We start from the raw sequence: 8,929 nt of genomic DNA on the forward strand, positions 1-8,929 counted from the left end.
GCCGCCGCGTCAGCCGATCCCTTCCATCCCCGCCAACGCGAGGATCGTCGCAAGGCTGGTCCGCATGCCGCGCAGGCATTCCTGCGGCTCCACGTCGAGCCATTCCTCGAGCGAATGCGCGCGCCCACCGCGCCCGCCGGCGCCGACCTTCAGCGCGGGTATGCCGAGGCTCATCGGCACGTTCGCGTCGGTCGAGGAGAACTCGAAGCTCGGCGTGTAGCCCTCGGCGCTGACGGAGGCGGCGGCGAAGTCGCGGATCGGCGCGCCTGCCGGGGTCTCGCCAGCAGGGCGGTCGCCGACGCGGGTGAGTTCCGCGGTGATCACCCCGGCGCTGGTGGACCGCGCCGCGTTCTCCGTCGCCACCGCCTCGTCCACGATCTGCAGGAAGCGCTTGTCGAGCTTGTCCAGTTCCGCCGCGGAGGCCGAACGCAGGTCCACCTCGATCGTCACTGCATTGGCGATGGCGTTGATCGAGGTGCCGCCGGAGACGACGCTGACGCAATGGGTGGTCGGCGGCGATTTCGGCACTTCCACCGCCGCCAGGCCGCGGGCTGCTTCCGCCATGGCATACATCGGGTTCACCAGGCCGAAGGCGGAATAGGAATGCCCGCCCGGCCCGCGGAAGGTCACGCGATAGCGGCGCGAACCGACGCCACCGGCGACGATCTGGGCCACTTCTGGGCTGTCCACCGTCAGGAAGGCGCGGAAGCGCGCGCGGTGGCGGGACTTCGCGAAAAGATGCCGCACGCCGCGCAGGTCGCCGAGCCCTTCCTCCCCTACGTCGCCGACGAAGAGAATGTCGTGCCGCGTGCGGATGCCGGCTGCATCCAGCGCGCGGATGAAGCCGAGGTTCACCGCCAGCGACCAAGTGTCGTCCGACACGCCTGGCGCGAAGAGCTTGGTGCCCTCCCGCCGCACGCGCACATCGGTGCCGGCCGGGAAGACGGTATCGAGATGCGCCGCCACCACCAGGATATCGCCATTGCCGAAGCCGCGGCGCAGGCCCATCACATTGCCGATCTCGTCCTGCTCGACCTCATCGAGGCCGTGGGCGCGCAGCATCTCCAGATAGGCGGCCGCGCGCTTCTCCTCGCCAAAGGGCGGGGAGGGGATCTCGGTCAGCGTGACGACGTCGCGCACGATGCGGTCGTGTTCGGCGGCCAGCGTGGCGCTCGCCTTGGCGAAGCGTTCGTCGGCGCGGATGGCGGCGATGGTCTCGGTGGGGTTCATGCAGCAATGTCCAGATCGGCGCGGAGGCGTTCGTACTCGGCGGAGAATGTGGCGGCGAGGCCGCGCTTGTCGTCCTCGGGTATGAAGGCCCCGACGATGCCGTTGAGCATGAAGCGGCGCAGGTCGTCGAGGTCGAAGCCGAAATCCTCGACCATCATGGTCCAGCAGCGTTGCGGGTCCACGCGATGCAGCGGCGGATCGTCGGTGTTGGGGTGGATCAGCAGTCCCGCTTGCGGCATGCGGCGTATCGGGTGGTCGATCGCCCAGCGCGCCGGTTCCAGCGTGCGCAGGTAGTAGGAATTGGTCGGCACCACGGTGAAGATGATTCCCCGCTCGGCGCAGCGGCGCGCCAGCGCGGGATTGTCCAGCACGGTGTAGCCGTGGTCGATGCGCTCCACCTCCAGCAGGTCGATCGCGGTCTCGACATTGCGCCAGTGGCAGCCGAACTCGCCGGCATGGGCGGTCAGGCGGAAGCCGGCGCGCTTCGCGGCGCGATAGGCCTTCCAGAAGAATTCGGGCGGATGGTCCGTCTCGCGGTAGTCGATGCCGAGGCCGATGATGCGGTCGCGGCGATGCGCGATCATCCATTCCACCATCTCGGCCGCTTCCTCGGGCGTTCCTTCGCGGTCGATGGAAGGGATCAGCAGCGCCGAGATGCCATGGTCGTGCTTGGCGTCGTCGAAGGCGGCGAGGATCGCGTCCGCGCCGGCGGCATAGGGAATGCCGGAATCGCGCGCCGTGCCGGTCGGGTTCCAGAAGATCTCGGCGTGGCGCACGCCCTGGGATGCGGCGTCCTCCAGGTATTCGTAGGCGATGCGGTGCAGGTCCTCGGGCCCGCGCAGGATGCGCTGTTCCAGCGCGCGCAGGATGTGCAGCACGCCCTTGGGCTTGGCGTCGCGGCGTGCCAACTCATCGACTTCCCCGGGCGAGTAGCCGGTGCCCTGGCGCTGGGCCAACTCGGCCAGCGTCTGCAACCGGATGGCGCCGAGCAGATGGACATGCAGTTCCACCTTCGGGATGGCGCGGCAGAATTCGGCGAGGTCCATCAGGCGACCCCGGCCGCGTAGCCGTCCCGCTGCGGATCGGCCGCGCCTTCCAGCATGTCGTCCCACATCGCGATGCCGTGCACGCCGGCGAAGGCGTAGGTGGTCGGCACGCGCTTCACCATGTATCCGTCGGCGTTCAGCGCGGCTTCCGTCGCGCGCGGGACGCGCAGGGAAATGTCCAGCGTCTCGCTGGTCGCGCTGATGCGCGGCGCCAGCACGGCTTCCTGGATGCCCATGCCGAAGTCGAGCAGGTTCACCAGCACCTGCGACAGGGCAACGCCGATCCAGGCCCCGCCCGGTGCGCCGAGCGTCGCGACCGGCGCATCGCCTTCCATCACGATCAGCGGCGACATGGAGGAAAACCGCCGCTTGCCCGGCGCGATCGAGGTCGCGCGCCCGGGCCGCGGATCGTACCAGTTCATCGCCCCGTTCAGCATGAATCCCAGCCCCGGCGGGATGACGCCGGAAGGCATGCCGAGCGTGTGCGTGACGCTCACCACCAACCCGTCCGCATCGACGCAGGAAATGGTGGTCGTGCCCTTCGGCTCGGTCCCGGCGCGCGCCAGCGATGCGCGTTCGCCGGCCTTGATCCGCGCCGCGCATTCGGCGGCATAGGCATCGGAGAGCAACCGGTCGAGCGGGATGTCCACGAAGTCCGGATCGCCGACATGCCGGTCCTTGTCGATGCCGGCGATCTTCATCGCCTCCGCCAGCGTGGCGATCATGGCCGGGCTGTTATGGCCCATCCCGGTCAGGTCGAAATGTTCGAGGATGCGCAGCACCTCGGCCACGAAGATCCCGCCCGCGGGCGGCGGCGGCAGCACCAGCATGCGGCCGCGATAGGGCACGCGCAGCGGTTCCACGCGACGCGACCGTATGGCGGCGAGGTCGGCCTCGGTGATCAGACCGCCATTCGCCGCCATGTCCGCCGCGATGCGGCGGGCGATCTCGCCGGTGTAGAAGGCATCGGCGCCGTCACGCGCGATGACCCCCAGCGTCGCCGCCAGGTCCGGGTTCACCACGCGCTCGCCCGGCCGCTTCGGCGTGCCGTCCGCGCGCAGGTAGAGCCGCGCGGAATCCGGCGTGTGCGCCAGCTTGTCGGCGATGTTGATGCGGCCATAGGCGCGTTCGTCGGCCACCATCATGGTGTGGACGTGCGGGCGGATCATCCAGCCGTCGCGCGCGCAGGCGATGGCACCGCCGAACAGGTCGGCCCAGGCCATGCGCCCGAAGGCGGCATGCGCATCGGCGAAGGTCCGCAGGATGGAAGGCACCGTCACGGAACTGCGCCCGACCTCGTTCGGCGCGCCCTTCAGCACGAAGCCGTAGCCGTCGGTGCATTCGCGTTCGAACAGGTTGGACCACATCTCCGCATGCGCCCCGGCGGGGCAGGGGGAAAGCCCGTCGAACACGACCTGCGTTCCGGTGCGCGGGTCGTGGATGGTCAGCACGCCGAGGCCACCGAGCCCGCACATCATCGGGTCCACCACGCCCTGCGTGAAGGCGCAGGCCAGCGTCGCGTCGATGGCGTTGCCGCCGGCGGCCAGCACCGCGGCGCCGGCCTCCACCGCCTCGGGCTGGGGCGCCACGATCATCGCGCGCGGCTTCGGGATACGACGGACGGGGCGCGCCATGGCCTACTTCCTTCTCCAGACGATGACGCCGTCGGCGCCGGGCAGTCGTTCCACCCGGCCCATGGCTTCCAGCCGGCGCAGATGCGCGAGCGTCTCGCCGATCCCGAAGCCGAGGCTGCCCTGGTCGAGCGGCCGGCGGAACAGCGAGGGCAACAGCGTATGCGCGGTGGCGGGCGCGCGGCAGGCGTCCTCCAGCGCCGCGAGCCGTTCGGCATGATGCGCGTCCAGCGCATCGAGCCGCCCATGCAGCGGCCGGAAAGGTTCGCCATGGGAGGGCAGCACCAGCGTATCCTCCGGCAGGTCGCGATAGCGCCCCAGCGAGGACAGGAACGCACCGAGCGGGTCGGCCATCGGCTCCCCCGCATGCAGCCCGACATAGGGGGAGATGCGCGGCAGGATCTGGTCCGCGGCGATCAGCACCTTCTCCTCGGCGCAGTAGAGGCAGGCCATGTCCGGCGCATGCCCCTGGCCGGTGATGACGCGCCATTCCCGCCCGCCGATGCGCAGTACGTCGCCGTCGGCGATGCAGGTGAAGGCGCGCGGCAGCAGCGAAACCGAGCGCACGTAGAGCGCTCCGCGCTGGCGCAGGAAGGTGCAGTAATCCTCCGGCGCGCCGGCGATGCGGGCGAATTCCGCCTGGTGCTCCAGCATCTCCTCGCCGGTGTCGAACCACAGGGAGCGCGCCTGCAGCCATTCGATGCGCGTCATCATCGGCGTCACGCCATGCCCGGCGGAAAGCCAGCCCATCAGCCCGGCATGGTCGGGATGGAAATGCGTGATCAGCAGCCCGGTCAGGCGGCGGTTGCCGAAGGCCTCGCCGGTCAGGGCGGCCTGCCAGTTGCCGCGCGTCTCGTCATTGGCGACGCCGGCATCGATCGCGGTCCAGCCCTCGCCGTCGTCGAGCAGCCAGACATTCACGTGGTGCGGCGCGAAGGGCAGGGGGAAGCGCAGCCAGCGAAGGCCGGGCAGGATGGTCCGGGCCTCGCCGGGCGGGGGGATGTCGATGTGCATGTCGGGCGCAGCGTGACGCGGCAGGGGCATGGGCTCAATCCCCACCCCCGGCATGGCTGCCGTCGGTCGGGCAGGATAGCGCGCGGCTCGGCCAGGGCCGCCCGGGCGAGGCCATCCGGCGCGGGTGGCGGGGACCTGCCCATTGCCCCCGGCGGCGATCGGGCCGAACCTGGGGCCGACGCCGACCAATGGCGCGGAGGAAACGTGACGACTGCCGCCATAGACTGCGACCTGCATCCGGCCGTGCCCGGGGTCGCGACGCTGCTGCCCTACATGGACGACTACTGGCGCCACACGCTGGTCGAGCGCGGGATCGAGGTGCTCGAAAGCTCTTCCTACCCGCCCAATGCGCCTTCGAGCGTGCGCGCGGACTGGCGCGGGCCGAAGGGCGGCGCGCCTTCCACCGTGGCGCAATTGCAGGCCCAGGCCCTGGATCGCTGGGGCGCGGCGGCGGGCATCCTGAATCCGATGTTTCCGGTGCAGCTTCCCTTCAGCCGCGACATGTCGGCCGCAATGGCCCGCGCGGTGAACGACTGGGTGCGCGCGGAATGGCTGGACCGCGACGCGCGGCTGCGCGCCTCCATCCTGCTGCCCAACGGGGTGGAGGAAGCGGTCGCCGAGATCGAACGCCTCGCCCCCGACATCCGCTTCGTGCAGGGCATGGTGCTTTGTATGGGGGAGATCCCGCTCGGCCGGCGCGAATGGTGGCCGGTGCATGCGGCGCTGGAGAAGCACGGGCTGCCGCTCGCCATCCATGCGGGCAGCGCCTGGCGGCATCCGCCGACCTCCGTGGGTTGGCCTTCCTGGTATGTCGAGGAATACACGTCGAACTCCTACGGCTTCCAGGCGTCGCTGGCCTCGCTGGTGACGGAGGGCGTGTTCCAGAAGCATCCGGGGCTGAAGGTGGTGCTGGTCGAATCCGGCGTCTCCTGGCTGCCGGGTTTCCTCTGGCGGCTGACCAAGTCCTGGAAGGGCGTGCGTTTCGAGGTGCCCTGGCTCGACCGCCCGCCCGCAGAGATCGTGCGCGACCACGTCCGCATGACCATCCGCCCCTTCGACGCGCCGGAGGATGGCGAGACGGTCTCCCGCCTGCTCGACCACCTGCGCTCGGATGAGATGCTGCTCTGGGCCACCGACTGGCCGCATGCGCATTTCGACGGCGACGCGACGGTTCCGCCCGGCTTCCCGGAAGGGCTGCTGCCGAAGATCATGGTGGACAATCCGCGCGCGACCTATGCTCGCCTGCGGGAAGGAGGAAGCGCATGAACCTCGTCCGGCCCATCGCGTCTCCGGGGCGCCCGGCGGCGGCCACGCTCGGCCTCGTGGACTGCGACATCCATCCGCGGGTGCGCGACCTTTCCGAGTTCCGACCGTTCCTGACCGATGCCGAATGGCACCGGCTCGCCACCTACGGCATCCACGCGCGGCACGGCTTCGCCAAGGGTTATCCCTTCCCGAAGGCGGCGCCGCTGGCCTGCCGGCGCGATGCCTGGCCACCGGGCGGCGGGCCGCCGGCCTCGGACCTGCCCTTCCTGCAGGAGCAGTTGCTCGATCGCTACGGGCTCGACTTCGGCGTGCTGAATCCCCTGCAGCCATCAGGGCAGGGGGATGTGAACGATGGGCTCTCGATCGCGCTCTCGCGCGCGGTGAACGAGTGGCAGCTCGCACATTGGGTGGACCATGAGCCGCGGCTCAAGGCTTCCATCGTCGTGCCCTATGAGGACGGCGCGGCCTCCGCCGCCGAGATCCGCCGCTGGGCCGGCGACAAGCGCTTCTGCCAGGTGCTGCTGATGAGCCGCACCTGCGAGCCGCTCGGCCGCCGGCGTTACTGGCCGATCTGGGAAGCCGCGGCGGAAGCGGGCCTGCCGGTCGGCATCCATGCCTTCGGCTATTCGGGCCACGCCATGACGAATGGCGGCTGGCCTTCCTTCTACGTCGAGGAAGTGCAGGAACACGCGACCAGCGCGCAGGCGCAGGTCGCGTCGATGGTCGTGGAAGGCATCTTCGAACGCTTCCCCACCCTGCGCGTCATCATGATCGAGTGCGGCTTCGGCTGGATGCCCTCGCTGGCGTGGCGCCTGGACGCGACCTGGAAGCGGCTGAAGGACGAGGTGCCGCACCTGAAGCGCGCGCCCTCCGAATACATGCGTGAGCATGTCTTCGTCTCCACCCAGCCCATCGAGGAACCGGAGCGGCCGGAGCATCTGCTCGACACCATGGAATGGATCGGGTGGGACCGGATCCTCTTCGCTTCCGACTATCCGCACTGGGATTTCGACGATCCGCGGCTCGCGATCCCGTCCTTCATCCCGGAGGACAGGCGGGCGGCGATCTATGGCGGCAACGCACGCAAGTTGTTCGGGTTCTGATGGCAAGACATGTGGTGGCGCCGGCGGCGGAGATACCGCCCGGCGGGCGCAAGGTGGTCGAGGCCGCCGGCAAGCGCATCGTGGTGTTCAACCTGGAAGGCGAGTTCTTCGCCCTGCTCGACCGCTGCCCGCACCAGGGCGGCGCGCTGTCGGGCGGTATCCTCTGCGGGCTGACGCAATCCGAGGAACCTGGGACCTATCGCTTCTCGCGTTCCGGGGAATTCATCCGCTGTCCCTGGCACCAGTGGGAATTCGACATTCGCACGGGCAAGTCCTGGTTCGACCCGCGCCGGACCAAGGTGCGGCAATTCCCGGTGGCGGTGGAGGAAGGTGCCGCGCTGGTCGAAGGCCCGTATCAGGCCGAAACCTTCCCGGTGCGCGTCGAGGATTCCTACGTCGTGCTGGAGGCGTGAGAGGCCCCGGGTGGCACTTTATTGCTTTAGGAACTTTACCCCTTTAGCCCTTTATCGGCCGCCGAAGGGCGCGGACCGCCCGTTGGTGGGTAGGAACATACAGGGAACGCAGTGCGGGGTCCAGCACAGTCAACAGCCATAGGTCCGCTGGCAGGACAGGTATTGCTGGAAGCAGCGCTGCATGCAGCCCGCCCGGTCATTCGTCGTGAAGGCGGGGGCCGAGGGGTTCGTGCTCCACTGGGGCGGGCACGCCATCTGGCAGGAGGACTGCATCCGCAGGCAGCCCTGGGCGAGCGGCGCCGCGCAACTGCCGCCCGAGCCAGGCGCCTGGGGCCGGGCGGGCGCGGCCATGGCGGGCGGCGGCACGGCGCCGGCACCGAGCGGCGGCGGCTTTTGCGTTGGCAGGACCTGGCCGAAGGCGGGCGCCGCGACCAGCAGCGCAAGGGCGAGGATGCGGAGCATCGGCGGGCCTCCTCGGGCAGGGCGGCAAAGGGATGCGCCGCCGCGGCGCCGGGCGCAACGGCGCCACGTCACGCCGCATGAAGCGCTTCACCGTCGCAACGCATTGCGCCGTCGCAAGGTGATGACCGCCACGCCGGCGCCATTCTCGCGCAACACTCTGGCCCTTACAGTCGCAACCCGAGGCGCGGGATTCGGACGCGCCGCAGCCGCCTACCGCCCGGAGCCCACGAGACCATGGCGAGCCCGCGCTTCATCCTGAAGACCGACCTCCAGGGGCTCGAGCCCGTCACGGTGGGCGGCGCCGCCGTGCTGGAGGCCGATGCCCGCCTGCGCGCGCTGCTTGGCGCGGAGCGCGCGGCGCTGTTTGCCGAACCCGTCGTCACCTGGGGCAATGGGCGCAATGCCGGCTCCGTCTCCTGGTACGCGGAAGGGGCTGGGGAACCGGTGCCGCTCTCTGCCCTGCCGCCGCAGCGCCGCGCGGCGGTCGAGCAGCGTTTGCAGGCGGAACTCGCCGCGCTGGCACCGCTGATGGCGGACCCCTTGCTGCGCGGCGCGCTGGTGCTGGCGGGACCGGATTCCGTGCTGGCGCTGGACGACCGTCCGCTGCTGACCGGCTGGGGCCTCGCGCCGCCGGGCGCACTGCGCGACCCCGCCGCGCGGTTGCAGCATCTGCGCGGCATCTATGGCGCCGCCCTGCCGCCGGGCCTCGCCGCCGAAGGGGCGCCAGCCGCCGAACCGCCCCGCGCTGCTCCGCCGCCCCTGCG

The 8,929-nt window shown here is 70.3% G+C and carries 9 protein-coding genes; 4 read left to right on the forward strand and 5 right to left on the reverse strand.

Annotation, left to right across the window (positions count from 1 at the left end):
* Positions 1-9: 9 nt before the first annotated feature.
* From GXW76_RS19090 to GXW76_RS19105, 4 genes are read right to left on the reverse strand one after another with little or no spacing between them, the layout of a single operon-like run.
* Positions 10-1,230, reverse strand: coding sequence for a M20/M25/M40 family metallo-hydrolase (locus GXW76_RS19090; RefSeq protein WP_211863694.1), 1,221 nt, complete (start codon positions 1,228-1,230; stop codon positions 10-12).
* Entirely contained in the window at positions 1,227-2,276 is a 1,050-nt protein-coding gene (gene add, locus GXW76_RS19095) for an adenosine deaminase (RefSeq protein WP_211863695.1), read from the reverse strand. Before add ends, GXW76_RS19090 begins: the two co-directional genes overlap by 4 nt.
* Positions 2,276-3,910: a gamma-glutamyltransferase gene (gene ggt, locus GXW76_RS19100; protein WP_211863696.1), complete on the reverse strand. Its 1,635-nt coding sequence runs from the start codon at positions 3,908-3,910 to the stop codon at positions 2,276-2,278. The genes add and ggt overlap by 1 nt, the downstream gene beginning before the upstream one ends.
* Before the next feature lie 3 nt (positions 3,911-3,913).
* Positions 3,914-4,951 (reverse strand): MBL fold metallo-hydrolase, encoded by a 1,038-nt coding sequence (locus GXW76_RS19105; RefSeq protein WP_246514522.1) that lies wholly within the window; start codon positions 4,949-4,951, stop codon positions 3,914-3,916.
* A gap of 174 nt (positions 4,952-5,125) precedes the next feature.
* On the opposite strand from GXW76_RS19105, the gene GXW76_RS19110 reads away from it, so the two are divergent.
* Genes GXW76_RS19110 through GXW76_RS19120 form a run of 3 tightly spaced genes read left to right on the forward strand, consistent with a single transcriptional unit; the run spans position 5,126 to position 7,703 of the window.
* Positions 5,126-6,187 (forward strand): amidohydrolase family protein, encoded by a 1,062-nt coding sequence (locus GXW76_RS19110; RefSeq protein ID WP_211863697.1) that lies wholly within the window; start codon positions 5,126-5,128, stop codon positions 6,185-6,187.
* The gene (locus tag GXW76_RS19115; protein WP_211863698.1) at positions 6,184-7,290 is read left to right on the forward strand and encodes an amidohydrolase family protein; all 1,107 of its coding nucleotides are present in this window, start codon (positions 6,184-6,186) and stop codon (positions 7,288-7,290) included. Before GXW76_RS19110 ends, GXW76_RS19115 begins: the two co-directional genes overlap by 4 nt.
* A complete protein-coding gene (locus GXW76_RS19120) occupies positions 7,290-7,703 on the forward strand; it encodes a Rieske (2Fe-2S) protein (protein WP_211863699.1) in 414 nt (137 codons plus the stop codon). Before GXW76_RS19115 ends, GXW76_RS19120 begins: the two co-directional genes overlap by 1 nt.
* 129 nt (positions 7,704-7,832) lie before the next feature.
* On the opposite strand, the gene GXW76_RS19125 is transcribed toward GXW76_RS19120, so the two are convergent.
* Positions 7,833-8,165 carry a hypothetical protein gene (locus GXW76_RS19125; RefSeq protein ID WP_211863700.1) on the reverse strand — a complete coding sequence of 111 codons (333 nt, stop codon included), beginning with the start codon at positions 8,163-8,165 and terminating at the stop codon, positions 7,833-7,835.
* A gap of 234 nt (positions 8,166-8,399) precedes the next feature.
* Here GXW76_RS19125 and GXW76_RS19130 point away from each other — a divergent pair.
* The coding region (locus GXW76_RS19130) for a hypothetical protein (RefSeq protein ID WP_408904379.1) at positions 8,400-8,929 on the forward strand (530 nt) is incomplete at its 3' end.

It is taken from the genome of Neoroseomonas soli (assembly GCF_018129065.1).
GTDB lineage: Bacteria > Pseudomonadota > Alphaproteobacteria > Acetobacterales > Acetobacteraceae > Neoroseomonas > Neoroseomonas soli.